Annotated in this window: 14 protein-coding genes and 1 pseudogene; 9 read left to right on the top strand and 6 right to left on the bottom strand. The window is 73.1% G+C overall.

Annotated features, from left to right (window positions below; genetic code table 11):
- The first annotated feature begins 43 nt into the window (after window positions 1-43).
- Window positions 44-586, top strand: a complete 543-nt coding sequence (locus tag KHP12_RS44835) for a hypothetical protein (protein WP_086880942.1) — start codon at window positions 44-46, stop codon at window positions 584-586.
- 55 nt (window positions 587-641) lie between these two features.
- On the opposite strand, the gene KHP12_RS44840 is transcribed toward KHP12_RS44835, so the two are convergent.
- The 3 genes from KHP12_RS44840 to KHP12_RS44850 form a co-directional block, all read right to left on the bottom strand.
- A complete protein-coding gene (locus KHP12_RS44840) occupies window positions 642-1517 on the bottom strand; it encodes an MBL fold metallo-hydrolase (protein ID WP_211834550.1) in 876 nt (291 codons plus the stop codon).
- The gene (locus tag KHP12_RS44845) at window positions 1514-2053 is read right to left on the bottom strand and encodes a hypothetical protein (RefSeq protein WP_086880944.1); all 540 of its coding nucleotides are present in this window, start codon (window positions 2051-2053) and stop codon (window positions 1514-1516) included. Before KHP12_RS44845 ends, KHP12_RS44840 begins: the two co-directional genes overlap by 4 nt.
- A 183-nt stretch (window positions 2054-2236) precedes the next feature.
- Window positions 2237-2638 (bottom strand): MerR family transcriptional regulator, encoded by a 402-nt coding sequence (locus tag KHP12_RS44850; RefSeq protein ID WP_086880945.1) that lies wholly within the window; start codon window positions 2636-2638, stop codon window positions 2237-2239.
- Window positions 2639-2838: 200 nt separating this feature from the next.
- Between KHP12_RS44850 and KHP12_RS53065 the strand changes: the two are divergent.
- Window positions 2839-3033 (top strand): annotated as a pseudogene (locus KHP12_RS53065) (class I SAM-dependent methyltransferase); the annotation flags it as partial.
- Between the two features lies 1 nt (window position 3034).
- Window positions 3035-3460, top strand: a complete 426-nt coding sequence (locus tag KHP12_RS53070) for a methyltransferase domain-containing protein (protein WP_308017024.1) — start codon at window positions 3035-3037, stop codon at window positions 3458-3460.
- A gap of 34 nt (window positions 3461-3494) precedes the next feature.
- Here KHP12_RS53070 and KHP12_RS44860 read toward each other — a convergent pair whose 3' ends face one another.
- From KHP12_RS44860 to KHP12_RS44870, 3 genes are all read right to left on the bottom strand, one after another.
- Window positions 3495-4004, bottom strand: coding sequence for a DinB family protein (locus KHP12_RS44860; protein WP_086880946.1), 510 nt, complete (start codon window positions 4002-4004; stop codon window positions 3495-3497).
- Window positions 4005-4159: 155 nt separating this feature from the next.
- Complete coding sequence (locus KHP12_RS44865; protein ID WP_211834551.1) at window positions 4160-5200, bottom strand: sporulation protein; 1041 nt, start codon at window positions 5198-5200, stop codon at window positions 4160-4162.
- Between the two features lie 134 nt (window positions 5201-5334).
- A complete protein-coding gene (locus KHP12_RS44870; RefSeq protein ID WP_086880948.1) occupies window positions 5335-6264 on the bottom strand; it encodes a LysR family transcriptional regulator in 930 nt (309 codons plus the stop codon).
- Between the two features lie 180 nt (window positions 6265-6444).
- Between KHP12_RS44870 and KHP12_RS44875 the strand changes: the two genes are divergently transcribed.
- From KHP12_RS44875 to KHP12_RS44900, 6 genes are all read left to right on the top strand, one after another.
- Window positions 6445-7020 (top strand): DUF6817 domain-containing protein, encoded by a 576-nt coding sequence (locus tag KHP12_RS44875; RefSeq protein WP_037947593.1) that lies wholly within the window; start codon window positions 6445-6447, stop codon window positions 7018-7020.
- Between the two features lie 454 nt (window positions 7021-7474).
- The gene (locus KHP12_RS44880; protein ID WP_086880949.1) at window positions 7475-9322 is read left to right on the top strand and encodes a phage tail sheath C-terminal domain-containing protein; all 1848 of its coding nucleotides are present in this window, start codon (window positions 7475-7477) and stop codon (window positions 9320-9322) included.
- Window positions 9323-9329: 7 nt separating this feature from the next.
- A complete protein-coding gene (locus tag KHP12_RS44885; RefSeq protein WP_014058531.1) occupies window positions 9330-9854 on the top strand; it encodes a phage tail protein in 525 nt (174 codons plus the stop codon).
- 83 nt (window positions 9855-9937) lie between these two features.
- Window positions 9938-10858 carry a T4 family baseplate hub assembly chaperone gene (locus KHP12_RS44890; protein ID WP_086880950.1) on the top strand — a complete coding sequence of 307 codons (921 nt, stop codon included), beginning with the start codon at window positions 9938-9940 and terminating at the stop codon, window positions 10856-10858.
- On the top strand, window positions 10851-11594 hold the full coding sequence (locus KHP12_RS44895; RefSeq protein ID WP_086880951.1) for a hypothetical protein: 744 nt from the start codon (window positions 10851-10853) through the stop codon (window positions 11592-11594). Before KHP12_RS44890 ends, KHP12_RS44895 begins: the two co-directional genes overlap by 8 nt.
- 4 nt (window positions 11595-11598) lie before the next feature.
- Window positions 11599-12513 (top strand): Pvc16 family protein, encoded by a 915-nt coding sequence (locus tag KHP12_RS44900; protein WP_086880952.1) that lies wholly within the window; start codon window positions 11599-11601, stop codon window positions 12511-12513.
- Window positions 12514-12547 lie beyond the last annotated feature (34 nt).

The following is a 12547-nucleotide window of genomic DNA, read 5'->3' on the forward strand; positions in this document are numbered from 1 at the left end:
TGGGTACGGTGCTGACAGCTATCGCGCAAGAGGAGCGGCTCGTTTGTCCCTGGACCTGTCATCCGTCATAGCGGCGACCACGCAGTGGCTGATCAGGGCCTATCCGGCGGCCGACGGCGCAATGAACGCCGCGCTCGCAGAGGCGCAGGCGCGACAGGCCGTGACCGTCGCCACGTGGCTGCGCTACCCGACCACCACCGACGCCGCCCTGGTGACCATGGCCGGACCGGGCGGTTCCTACCGGCTGGACTGGCTCGTGGACGCGGAGCCGTACGAGATCCGCGGCCCGGACGGCGTCTGGCGCACCTGGGTGGACGAGGTCGTGGCGAGCTGGGCGGCGGCCCTGCTCACCTGCTCCACCCTGGCGTCCGAGGCCGTGGCGGTGCTCGCCGACTGTGAGCACGCCGCGGGGGCCCCCAGGGAGTTCCGGCGGCTCACCGACCCCGACGCGCACGACTGGCAGGCCGCGCCGCTGATGCGTCATCCGGACCTGATGGCGTGCGTGGTGGAGCTGCACCGTCCCCAGCTGCTGGAGCGTCTGCGGCGGCTGCCCAGCGACGACCAGACGCCCACCAGCGCGGCCTGACGGCGCCAGTCCACCCCGAGCGGCCGTCACGGCGCCAGTCCACCGCGGGCGGCCGTCACGGCGCCTGGAGCACGCCTTGCGCGTTCACGGTCACGCGCTCGCCACGGGGGCAGTGGACCACCTCGGACGGGAAGTCCGGGTCCCGGGTCTCCGCCAGGAACGCGGAGAGCGGGGAGCTGAAGGCGGCGTAGTCGTCGTAGTGCACCGGCAGCACCCGCTCCGGCCGTACGACCCTGACCAGACCGGCCCCCTGGAGCGCGTCCATGGTCACGATCAGCCCGCCCGGAAGCCGGGTGCCGCCCAGGTGGACCACCGCCAGATGCACATCCGGGTAGCGCCGGGCGATCTCATGGATGCCCCGGAACATCAGCGTGTCGCCGGTGATGTAGACCCGCAGCCGTGGAGGCTCCCCGGGCGCGCCGAAGTCCAGCAGGCTCCCCATCACCGGTGGCAGCAGCCGCTGCCACCGGCCGGGGGCGTGTCTGCCGGGCAGCGCGGTGATCCGGACCTGGCTGCGGTCGTTCACCAGGACGTGATCGTGCCAGGTGGGCAGCCCGGTCGCGCGGCTGAACCCATGGACGCCCTGAAGCCGCCGGGAGGCGTGCGGAGTGGTGATGATGGGCAGCGAGCGGTCCAGCTGCCGGCGCGCCACCCGGTCCCAGTGGTCGCCGTGCAGATGCGAGAGCACCACGGCGTCCAGGTCGGACGGGATCTCCGAGACGGTCAGGGCGGGCTCGGCCAGCCGCCGGGACATCAGCCCCTTGCCCAGATAGGCGTACTGGCCCCGGTGCAGGAAGTTGGGGTCGGTGAGCAGCGTCAGCGTGCCGTAGCGGATGAGGAGCGTGGCATTGCCGACGAAGAGGAGCTCGGCGGCGCCGTCCGGGGGAGGAGCGGGAGGGGGCACGTTCCGGCCAGGAGCGGGAGGAGTCATGTGCCGACCACCGCCTCCCGCGGTTCCGTCCGGCCGGGGCTGAACATCGTGGTGGCCGCGGCCTCGTGCAGCGACGCCAGCGTCGCGCGCTGCCGCCGCGCCCGGTCCAACAGCTCGGTGAGCCGATCGGAGTCCAGCCGGGGGTCCTCGCCGGCCGCGGCCAGCAGCGCGTGCCACAGCAGCGCCTTGCCCTCCACGCCGATCCGCAGCGACTCCAGCTCGAGGACCGTGCTGAGCCCGGAGCGCCGCCGCAGCCGACCGTTGGGCTTCAGCCGCCCGGCCTTCTCGCCCAGCCAGCCCCCGTAGACCTTGTAGCGTCGGACGGGCACCTCGAGGTCGGCCATGACGGTCAGGAGGGCCTGGCGGTCCTCCATGATCTGCACGGCGAGGTCCTCCAGGTCGCCGCCGAAGGGCGCCTGGCGGTGCACGCGGGCCGCGCGGCGGGCCAGCTGCATTCCGGCCGTCGCCCCGGCCAGGTGGTCGTTGAGGTAGATGCCGAGAGTGCGGGGGGATGTCGATGTCCTGGGCTCGCTCATGATCGTCCTTTGGGATTCGGCACGGTCGTATCGGGCCACGCGCCGGTCGTACCGGGCCCCGGCCGTACCAGGCCCGGCCGTATCGGGCCACGCGCCCAGGGAGTGCCCAGCTCCGGTCGGCTCAACCAGCCCCGCGCCCCTCGTCGCGGCCGCCCGCCCGCCGGGACGGCTGACGTCGCGGCCTCAGCCCTCCGGAGCCACCCGCCGCCGGTAGTGCGGGCACCGGGTGAGGTCGTCGTGCTCACAGCCGAGGGCGCATGCGACGAGCGCGGGCGAGTCCCGCGCGGCGGCGACGCGGGAGCGGAGCGTCTCGGCCTCGCGCCGCAGGATGTCCCGGCGGTCGGCCGGCTCGGTGGCGGCGGTCAGGGCGCGGATGGTGTCCAGGCCGAGCCCGGCTTCCTTGGCGCGCAGGATGACGGCCACCCTGACGAGGTCGGCCTCGCCGTAACGGCGGCGCCCGGCGCTGTCGCGCGCGGGGCACGGCAGGCCCACGGTCTCCCAGTGCCGCAGCACATGGGCGGCCGGCCCGAAACGCTGCGCGACCTCGCCGATGGCCATGGCCGCCATGGCGCCGCTTGACTTCATGCCGACATCAAGTCGCAGTCTCGCGGTCATGTCCGCGGTCATGTCCAAGGAGAAGCACAGCGAGCGGGACGTACGGGGAAGGGGCCACCGATGCCCTCATCGCGCGGCTGGACCGCGTCGAGCGGTCGCCCGAGGCCGAGCGGTTGCGCGCCAGGACCTACGAGCTCCTGGCGATCGAGCCGGGCGCCCGCGTGGTCGACGTGGGCTGCGGCGCCGGGCGGGCCGTGGCCGAACTGACCGGGCGCGGGGCGCGGGTGACGGGTGTGGACGCCGACGAGCGGATGGTCGCCGTGGCCCGCGAGCGGTGGCCCGGCGCCGACATCCGGGTCGCGGACGTGGGCCGCCTGCCGTTCGGCGAGGCCACGGTGCACGGCTACCGGGCCGACAAGGTCCTCCATGAACTCCCCGACCCGGCCGGGGCGTTGGCCGAGGCCCGCCGGGTGCTCGCACCCGGGTGGGCGGGTGGTGCTGGTCGGCCAGGACGGGGAGGCGCTGGTCGTGGACGCCGACGACGCGGCCCTGACCAGCACCATCGTGCGCGCCCGCGCAAGCCTCGTCCCCTTGCCCCGCGCCGCACGCGGCCAGCGCGGTCTGCTGCTGGATGCCGGGCTGGGCGATGTCACGACGGAGGCGCACACCACTGTTCTGACCGGGCCCGAGACGCTGCGGTTGCTCACCGGCCCGGCCGAGGCCGCGTGCGCGGCCGGTGCGATCACCCGGGGCCAGGCCGGGGCGTGGTGTGCCGAACAGCGCGAACGCGCCCGCGCCGACCGGCTCCTCCTCGCCGTACCCCTGTTCCTGGCGGCCGGAACAGCACGGTGAAAGGGCCGACGAGCACGGCCCGGAAGCCGGCCGCTCAGGCCCCCACGACCCCGTCCACGCCCTCGCGCAGAAAGTCCGCGTGCCCGTTGTGGCGGCCGTACTCCAGCAGCACATGCACCAGCACCATCCGCAGCGACACCTCCTCGCCCCACCGGGGCTGGTGGCCCGCCAGGTCGAGCGAGTCCGCCTCCCGTTCGATCCGGCGGGAGGTCTCGACCTCCGCCTCCCAGGCCGCGAACGTCTCGGCTCCGGTCGCCTCGCTCACGTCGTACGCCGCCTGGAAGTCGATCGTCGGGGACCAGACCATCGGCGCGTCGTTGTCCTCGAACACCCTCCGGAACCAGGCCCGTTCCACCTCGGCCAGGTGCCGCACCAGGCCCAGCAGCGTCAGCGTCGAGGGCGGCATCGACCGTTGCCGCAGTTCCTCGTCCGTCAGCCCCTCGCACTTCATGGCGAGCGTCGCCCGCTGGTAGTCGAGGAAGGCGCGCAGGGTTTCGCGTTCGTCGCCGAAGTGGGGTGGTTCCGGGCGGCTGTCGGCGGTCATGGTCGGTCGTCCTCCTCGACGGCTGGGCGGGCCCCTGAGCGGTGCCGCTCGGCCTCATAGGACCACGGCCGCATGGACCCGGCCGCACCGGGGCCATGGCCGAAACGCCGAGAAGGGCTCCCCGGCCCGGGGCCGCCCCGGGCCGGGGAGGGTGGTCAGTCCTCGTCCTCCTCGTCCTCGAAGGCGTCGCCGATCTCGTCGACGACCTCCGCGGTGACCATTCCGCCGACGACGCCGACCGCGACACCCGCCGCGACGCCTCCGACGACCGCCGCGGTGCTCGGGCCGGAGCGCCGCCCGCCGTCGTGGTGCCCGTCGTGGCTGTAACCGTGCCCGGCATGCTCACCGTGACCGTACGAGCCATGGGCGCCGTACGAGCCGTGGGAGCCGTAAGAGTCGTGCGAGCCGTAAGAGCCATAGGCGGCGCGCCGCTCGACGAGCCGGCTGATCCAGGCGTCGACCTCGGCGTTCCAGTCGCGGTGCTCGACGCCCTCGTGACCAACGGTGAAGAGCGTGAGGGCGTCCTCGCCCGAGGAGAAGAGCCCGCCGCGCTTGTCGGCCTCCAGGACGACGTCCATGCCGCCCGGGTTCGCCAGGAACGTCACCTCCAGCTCGTTGAGGGCGTGGGCGTACTGGGGAGCCGGGGTGAGCTCGATCTCCTGGTAGAACGGCAGCCGCTGCCCGGTGCCGCCCACATGGCCCAGCTCCAGATCGGCGGACTTGAAGCCGAAGCCGAGCTGCCCCAGCGCCTCCAGAACGGCCTCCTGGGCCGGCAGCGGGGCCACGGTCAGCTGGTCGAGGTCGCCCTTGTCCTTCGCGCCCGCGACCGACAGCCCGGTGCGGACGCCGAGGATGATGCCCAGCGGCTGCCCGTACAGCTCGGTGATCGGCGTCTCCCAGGGGAGGTGGGCGGTGAACGGGAGGCTGCGGTGCTCGCCCTCGGCGAGCCGGAAACCGCCGCCGACGGTGAAGCGGTCGAAGAGGACGACCCCCTCCCGCTCCTCGTCGCCGTGCTCGTCCTCCACCCGGGCCACGAGCTCCAGCGTGATCTGCTCGATCTCGAAGTCCGCCGTGCCGCCCCGGAGATGGACCTGACCGGTCAGCGGCCCGCCGGGGTGTACCGGGCCGGGGTCCAGCACCGTGTCCACGGTGGGTCCGCCGACACCGAGCGAGCCGAGCAGTCGTTTGAACACCATCGGGGCGTCCACTCCTTCAATGTGCGTACTGTCGCGTATGCGCAGGGGCTTCTACATGCATGTAGAAGCATAGGGGTGTGTGCCGCGACGGGACGGCCCATCCGGGCGCGTTGACGGCGGAAGGCCGAAAATGATCACTCGCGGCGCGCTCCGGGATTCCCTTCGGGCGAGGCGTCGCCGCGCAAGGTACCGGCCACCGTGTCCGCGAAGGCCCGGGCCAGCGGCGGGAGCGCGTCCCAGCGGCGTGCCGCCCAGCCGACCGGCAGCGGCGGCAGCGCGGGGATCGGGACGAGCCGCAGCGGCCCGTCGTCCCCGGGCACCGGCAGCCCCGGCAGGGCGGGCACCACGGCGCGCCCCAGGCCGAGTTCGGCCAGCAGCAGGGCCGTGTCCCAGTCGGCGACGCCGGTGTCGGAACCGGCCCGTACGCCCAGCTCGGCCAGGGCCGCGTGGAGCTGCCCGCCGGAGGTGGAGTTCGGCGGCAGCCGTACGAGGGGGATCTCGGCGAGGTCGGACACCTCCACCCGCGACCGGGCCGCGAGCGGATCCCCGGCCCGCAGGGCGAGCACCCACGGCAGCTCGGCCACCGGCCGCTGCTCGACACCGCGCACCGGCCCGCCGAGGGTGATCCAGGCCAGATCCAGCTTGCCGGCGATGAGCGCGCCGAGACAGCCCCGGCTCGAACTCTCGGTCTGGAACTCCAGGTTCACCTTCGGATAGCGGCGGCGGAACGAGACGATCGCCTCGGCCATGAAGTGCCGCACGGTGGTGCTGCCGGTGGTGATCCGCACCGAACCGCTCTCCCCGTGCACCAGGTCCCCCAGCCGCCGCAGCGCCAGATCGAGCCCGGCGATCCCGTCGGCGGCGGCCTCGCACAGAATGCGTCCCGCCGGAGTGGGCACGACCCCGCGTGCCTGGCGCTCCAGCAGGCTGACGCCGGTCTCGCGTTCCAGCCGCTTCACCCGCTGGCTCACCGCCGACTGTGTGCAGGTCAGCTCCCGGGCCACGGCGCTGAGGCTGCCGGCCCGGCACACGGCCACGAACACCCGCAGATCGTCCAGAGTCATAACCCCCAAGGTAGAGCTTGGAGTTGGCGAGCAATCCCCAGGATTGACTGGGATGGCGAGTGGTCGCGACGATCGTCGCAGGGCTCAGGCGGCAACCCGTACGGCGCTGGCACGAGGATCCGGACCGGGTGGGGGCGCGGTACGGGTGCCGACCTGCCAAGCACCGAAAGGACGCGACCTGTGCCTGCCGCTCCCCCTCCCGCCGCCGCCGACCGGGCCGTCACCCTCCTGCGCCGCCTCGGCGCCGCGCGCATCGCCCACCCCGGTGGCAGCACCCTCCTCGCCCACCTCCAGCGCGTACGCGCCCGGCTCGCCGCCTGGGGAGCCCGCCCCGAACTCCAACTCGCCGGGCTGTGCCACGCGTTCTACGGAACCGACGGCTTCCCCGTCACCCTGCTGCCCCTCGGCCGCCGCGGCGAACTCGTGGCGGTGATCGGCGCGGAGGCCGAAGCCATCGTGTACCTCTACGCGAGCTGCGACCGGAAGGCCACTTGCCCGGTGCTCGGCGACCCCGGCGCGCTCTTCCACGACCGCTTCACCGGCCGTGCGCACACCCCCGAGCCCCGGCTGCTCCGGGACTTCGCCGAGCTGTCGGCCGCCAATGAGCTCGACCTCGCTCGCTTCGACCCCGCCCTGCGCCGGCGGCGCGGCCCCGAACTCCTCGCCCTGTTCACCCGCTGCCGCCCGCTGCTCAGCCGCCCGGCCTGGCTCGACGGCCATGCGCTCCTCGCGCCGTCCCCGCTCGCGCGCGACTGAAGTGCCTGCTCAGCGGGCGCTGCCCGCGGGCGCGGGTGTGATATCGCCGGAAGCGCGGGACCGCAAAACGGCGCGCCGCACCCTTCACCTTTTCGGCTCGTTCTCGTCGTCGGCGCACACCGGCCGGGATTTTGTGATCAAGAATTGCCGGAAGCGTTCGCCCACGGTAATAGCTTGGTCAACTCCGTGGAGAGAAAGAAACGATCTAGGAATTCCCCGTGAAGGAGATGACCGGATCAACGCCTTGACCGGAATCACGCCGAGCGTCGAAACTCAAACCGCACTCACGCATCAGGAGCCGCAAGCGACGTTCCGAACCCTGCGATACCGGTTTCGCGGGGGCGTGCGACCGGGGGAAGTGCAAGGAGAAGTTGTGTGCGCGGCAGGAAATCCGTGCGCGTGATCTTCACTTCCCCTCCTCATCTCTTGATGCGCTGAAGAGAATGGAGGGGGAATGCCGACGCCCGCGGGCTATCCCGGTGTCTACATCGAAGAGCTTCCCAGCAGCGTCCGTACCATCGCCTCGGTCACCACCTCGGTGACCGCCTTCGTGGGCCACACCCGGCGCGGCCCGCTGAACACCCCGGTCCGCATCACCAGCTTCGCCGACTTCGAGCGCCGTTTCGGGGGCCTCACCTCGCAGAGCGCGGTCGGCTACGCGGTACACCAGTTCTTCGGCAACGGCGGCACCGTGGCGGTCGTCGTCCGCGTGACCAAGGCCGGGACCGGCAAGGCCGCTTGCGTCACCCTCGAATCCACCGAGGGGCACAGCGAATGCCCCGTGCTGGAGGTGCACGCCAAGGAGCCCGGCCACTGGGGCTCCGGCCTGCGGCTGGCCGTCGACTACGACACCCCGTGCCCGGAGGAGACCTTCAACCTCCATGTGCTCGACGCCCGGGGCACCTCCCGCGAGTCCTTCGCCAACCTGTCCATGGACCCCGCCCACGGCCGCCACGCCGAGACCGTGATCAACGCCGGGTCGGCGCTGATCCGGGTCAAGGCGGTCGGCGAGGGCCGGCCGGACCCCTCCGGCACGGTCTCCAAGCCGTTCGCGGACGAACTCCCCGATCTCGAGGTCGAGCTGACGGTCAAGATCGGCGAGGTGGAGCGCGCGTTCACGCTCTACGACCCGGACTGCGACGGCGAGGCTCCGTGCGACGTCACCGAGCTGGCCCTGCTCCTGGAGCGCAAGCTGCGCGCGCTGCCCGACGCCCCCGGCAAGCACGCCTTCGCGGGCACCGAGGTCACCGCGTTCGGCCGCCGCCTCCAGGTCGTCGCCGGCTCCATCGACCCCGACGACGTGGTGCGCTTCCTGGGCGAATGCGCCAATGACCTGGGCCTGGAGGCATCGGTCAACCCGCCCGTCTTCCCGCTGTCCGGCGGCGAGGACGGCGCCCCGCCCGGCCCCCGCGACCTCATCGGCAGCGAGGCGGCCAAGACCGGCCTCCAGGCGCTGCGCGACATCGAGGACGTCAACCTGCTGTCGCTGCCCGAGCTCGCCGGATACGAGTCCGTGGGCGACATGGTCACCGTGCTGTCGGCGGCCGACCGGCTGTGCCGCGAGCGGCGGATCTTCCTGCTGGTCGACGCGCCCTCGGCCTGGGGCAGCGTGGACGCGGCCCGCGCCGGGATCGGCGCCTTCGAACCGGTCCGCAGCGACCACGCCGCGCTGTACTTCCCGCACCTGCGGCTCACCGACCCGCTCACCGGGCGGCTGCGCGCCTTCCCGCCCTCCGGGGCGCTCGCGGGCGTCATGGCCCGTACGGACGGCGAGCGCGGCGTGTGGAAGGCCCCGGCCGGGACCGAGGCCCGGCTGGCCGGGGTGTACTCACTCGCCGTCCAGCTGACCGACCGGGAGAACGGGCTGCTCAACCCGCTGGGCATCAACTGCCTGCGCACGTTCCCGGTGGTGGGCCCGCTGGTCTGGGGCGCCCGCACGCTGCGCGGCGCCGACGCGCTCGACAGCGAATGGAAGTACGTCCCGGTACGGCGGCTGGCGCTGCATATCGAGGAGAGCCTGCGCCGCGGACTGCAATGGGTCGTTTTCGAACCCAATACCGAGCAGTTGTGGCAGCAGATCCGGCTGAACGCTTCCGGCTATCTCCACACGCTGTTCGAGAAGGGCGCGTTCAAGGGCGGCACTCCGCGGCAGGCGTACTTCGTCAAGTGCGACAAGGACACCACGACGGACGAGGACATCGCCAACGGCGTCGTGAATGTCGTGGTCGGTATTGCGCCGGTCAAGCCCGCGGAGTTCGTGATCGTCAAGATCCAGCAGATGGCCGGACAGTTCGAGATTTAGGAATGTGATGGCTGAGTTCCAGGTCAACGCCCATCGCTTCGACCCGTACAAGAACTTCAAGTTTCTGGTCCTCTGGGACGGTCGTACGGTCGCGGGCATCAGCAAGATCAGTCCGCTCAAGCGCACCACCGAGGTCGTCAAGCACCGCAACGGCGGCGACCCCAGCTCACCCCGCAAGTCCCCGGGCCGGTCCGAGTTCGAGGGGATCACCCTGGAGCGCGGCGTCACCCACGACCCGGAGTTCGACCGCTGGGCCAACAAGGTCTGGCAGGTCGGCGCGGGGCTCGGCGCCGAGGTCTCGCTCGCCGACTTCCGCAAGGACATCGTCATCCAGGTCCTCAACGAGGCGGGCCAGGTGGCCGTCTCGCACAAGCTCTACCGGACCTGGCCGAGCGAGTACCAGGTGCTGGGCGAGCTGGACGCCAACGCCAACGCGGTCGCGATCCAGAGCCTGAAGCTGGAGTGCGAGGGCTGGGAGCGGGACTACGAGGTGCCGGAGCCGGAAGAGCCCTCGTTCACGCATCCCGCGTAGGCGGGGGACGGGGACGGGGCGCGGGACGGCGGCGGTCACGGGTACGGGGAACGGCACGGTACGGGGAGCGGACGGCCTGAGAGATGGGGAACACGGGGCCCGCGGAGCTGCTGGCCATCTGGGAGGCGGGGCTGGCGCACCACGGCCCCGGCCGCGCCCTGCTGCTGCACCGGGCGGCCCGCCCGGAGGCCGCGGCGGACGAGCTGCTGTCGCTGCCGGTGGGCGAGCGCGAGGCGGATCTGTACGCCCTGCGGCGCGCGCTCTTCGGCGAGCGGATGCAGATCCGGGCCGAGTGCGGTGCGTGCGGCGAGGCCATGGAATTCGACCTCGACGCACGCGCCCTGGGTGTGCGCCCGGGGGCGCAGGACGGCCCGCTCCGGGTGGAGGAGGGCGAGTGGACGGTCGAGTTCCGGCTGCCCACCGTCGCCGACCTGGAGGCCGCCGCGCGGGCGGTGGCCGAAGCGGGCGGGCCCTTGGGCGCGAACGGGAACGTGGGCGTGGACTCGGGCGTGGACGCGAACGGGAACGTGGGCGCGGGCGTGGGCGCGGGCGTCGGCGTCGGCGCGAACGGGAACGTGGACGCGGCCTCGGACTCGTACGGCAACGAGGCCGAGCGCGAGCCCACCGCCGCCGCCCGCGCCCGCCGGGCCCTGATCGCCCGCTGCATCGTCTCCGTGCACCGTTCGGGGCGGCCCGTCCCCGCCGACCGCCTCCCCGCGGCCGAACTGCCGGAGCCGGTGCAGCGGCGCCTCGCCGAGGCCGCCGAGCGCGCCGACCCGGCGGCCGATGTGACGCTCAGCGTCGCCTGCCCCGAATGCGGCGAGGCCACCCGGGCCGAGCTGGATATCGCCTCCTACCTGTGGGCCGAACTCGACCACTGGGCACGGGACCTGCTGCTCGATGTCCACCTGCTCGCCACCGCATACGGCTGGAGCGAGCCTCAGATCCTGGCGCTCAGCCCGCTGCGGCGCCGTTACTACCTGGAGCTGTGCGCAGATGGCTGACTACTTCGACCGGCTGCTCGCGCGGCACGTCCCCGTCCCCGTACCGGGGCGGGCGGCGGGCGGCGGCGCCGGCGAGCGCCCGGTCCGGGTGCGGCCGCGGCTGCCGGGCCCGTACGAGCGGATCGAGGCGCTGCGGGGGGAATCACCGCTGCCGGAGGAGCCCACACCGGCCCGGGTGGCCCCGCCACCGGTGGCCGACCGCTACCAGGAGGTGCTCCGGCACGAGCGCGAGGTCAGGACCGACCGGCACACCGTCGTACGCGCCGAGCCCACACCGTACGAGGACGTGGAGCGGTACGCCGAACCCCCGGCCCCGGCACCGCTGTTGCTCCCCAGCGCACAGCTCACCGCCGGACCGAACCCGGTCGCCCCCGACGCCCGGGCGCCACGGCGGGGCACCACGGCGTCCCCGGCACCCGACGCCACACCGGCCGCGGCGGGATCCCGGCCCGGGCCGCTGTCCGCGGACGTGTGGTCCGCGGTGGCCGCCGCGCCGCTGCCGGCCCGCGCGGCCGACGCCACCCCGGGCCGCGAGGCCGCGCGGCTTCCCGCCGGGCGGCGCCGCGCCCGGTCCGCCCAGCGCACGGTGCACGTCCAGATCGGGCGGCTGGAGGTCACCGCCGCCACCCCGCCCGGCGCCGACCGCACCACGGGCGCCCGCACCGGAACGACGGGACGGCGCGCGCCCGCGCTGAGCCTGGAGGACTACCTGGCACGCGGCGAGAGGAGGGACTGACACCATGAGCAACGGACTCGCCTTCGCGACCGTCACCCAGGCCCTCGCGCTGCTGATCGCGAACAATCTGCGGCCCGAGATCGACATCGCGGTCACGGTGGACACCCGTAGGCCCCCGGCCGAGCCGCCCACCGAACCGACCATCAACATCTTCCTCTACCAGGTCACCCCGAACGCCTCGATGCGCGCCACCGACCTGCCCACCCGCGCCTCGGACGGCACCCTGCTCAAGCGACCGGCCGCGGCGATGGATCTGCACTATCTGATCAGCGCGTACGGCGAGGAGTCCGAACTGGTCGGGCAGCGCCTGATCGGCACCGTGGTGCGCATCCTGCACGAGATCCCGATGCTGCCGAAGGACGTGATCGAAGAGGCCGCCCGGCGCTCGTACCTGACGGGCAGCGACCTGGCCGAGACGGTGCAGCGGGTGCGCTTCACTCCGACGCAGATGGACGTGGACGAGACCTCCAAGCTCTGGGGGATGCTCTACCAGACCCCGTATGTGCTGTCGGTCTGCTACCAGGGCTCGTTGGTCCTGATCGAGGGGCGCGAGCGCCCGGTCCCGGCGAAGCCGGTGGAACGCCCCACGGTGCGGGTACTGCCCTTCGGCGCGCCGGGAGCGCCGGAGCCACCCACCCTGCCGGGGGCGGAGCGGCCCGAGGAGCCCGCCGAGGCGGAGGCATCGACGGAGGCCGAGACCCCGTCGCCCGCCATGCCCGCCAAGAAGCGCCCCGCCGCCGCGAAGACGGCCGTGGCCAAGACCGCCAAAGCCGCCAAGACCGCGAAGGCGGCCGCAACCAAATCGGCCGCGACCAAGACCACGAAGTCGGCCGCGGCCAAGTCGGCCGCCTCACCCACCCGCGCACGCAAGTCCACGCCCCGGCGCCGTGGCGGCCGCTCCGAGGACACGGAGAGCTGAGGCACACGGTGGGGGAGAAGGGGGCGGACGACAC

The sequence above is a fragment of the Streptomyces asiaticus genome (assembly GCF_018138715.1).
GTDB lineage: Bacteria > Actinomycetota > Actinomycetes > Streptomycetales > Streptomycetaceae > Streptomyces > Streptomyces asiaticus.

Bases quoted from the DNA above. Each gene is read 5' to 3' on its own strand.
- KHP12_RS44840 (WP_211834550.1), bottom strand. From the start codon at position 1,517: ATGACTCCTCCCGCTCCTGGCCGGAACGTGCCCCCTCCCGCTCCTCCC.
- KHP12_RS44845 (WP_086880944.1), bottom strand. From the start codon at position 2,053: ATGAGCGAGCCCAGGACATCGACATCCCCCCGCACTCTCGGCATCTAC.
- KHP12_RS44850 (WP_086880945.1), bottom strand. From the start codon at position 2,638: ATGAAGTCAAGCGGCGCCATGGCGGCCATGGCCATCGGCGAGGTCGCG.
- KHP12_RS53070 (WP_308017024.1), top strand. From the start codon at position 3,035: ATGAACTCCCCGACCCGGCCGGGGCGTTGGCCGAGGCCCGCCGGGTGC.
- KHP12_RS44860 (WP_086880946.1), bottom strand. From the start codon at position 4,004: ATGACCGCCGACAGCCGCCCGGAACCACCCCACTTCGGCGACGAACGC.
- KHP12_RS44865 (WP_211834551.1), bottom strand. From the start codon at position 5,200: ATGGTGTTCAAACGACTGCTCGGCTCGCTCGGTGTCGGCGGACCCACC.
- KHP12_RS44870 (WP_086880948.1), bottom strand. From the start codon at position 6,264: ATGACTCTGGACGATCTGCGGGTGTTCGTGGCCGTGTGCCGGGCCGGC.
- KHP12_RS44880 (WP_086880949.1), top strand. From the start codon at position 7,475: ATGCCGACGCCCGCGGGCTATCCCGGTGTCTACATCGAAGAGCTTCCC.
- KHP12_RS44885 (WP_014058531.1), top strand. From the start codon at position 9,330: ATGGCTGAGTTCCAGGTCAACGCCCATCGCTTCGACCCGTACAAGAAC.
- KHP12_RS44890 (WP_086880950.1), top strand. From the start codon at position 9,938: ATGGGGAACACGGGGCCCGCGGAGCTGCTGGCCATCTGGGAGGCGGGG.
- KHP12_RS44895 (WP_086880951.1), top strand. From the start codon at position 10,851: ATGGCTGACTACTTCGACCGGCTGCTCGCGCGGCACGTCCCCGTCCCC.
- KHP12_RS44900 (WP_086880952.1), top strand. From the start codon at position 11,599: ATGAGCAACGGACTCGCCTTCGCGACCGTCACCCAGGCCCTCGCGCTG.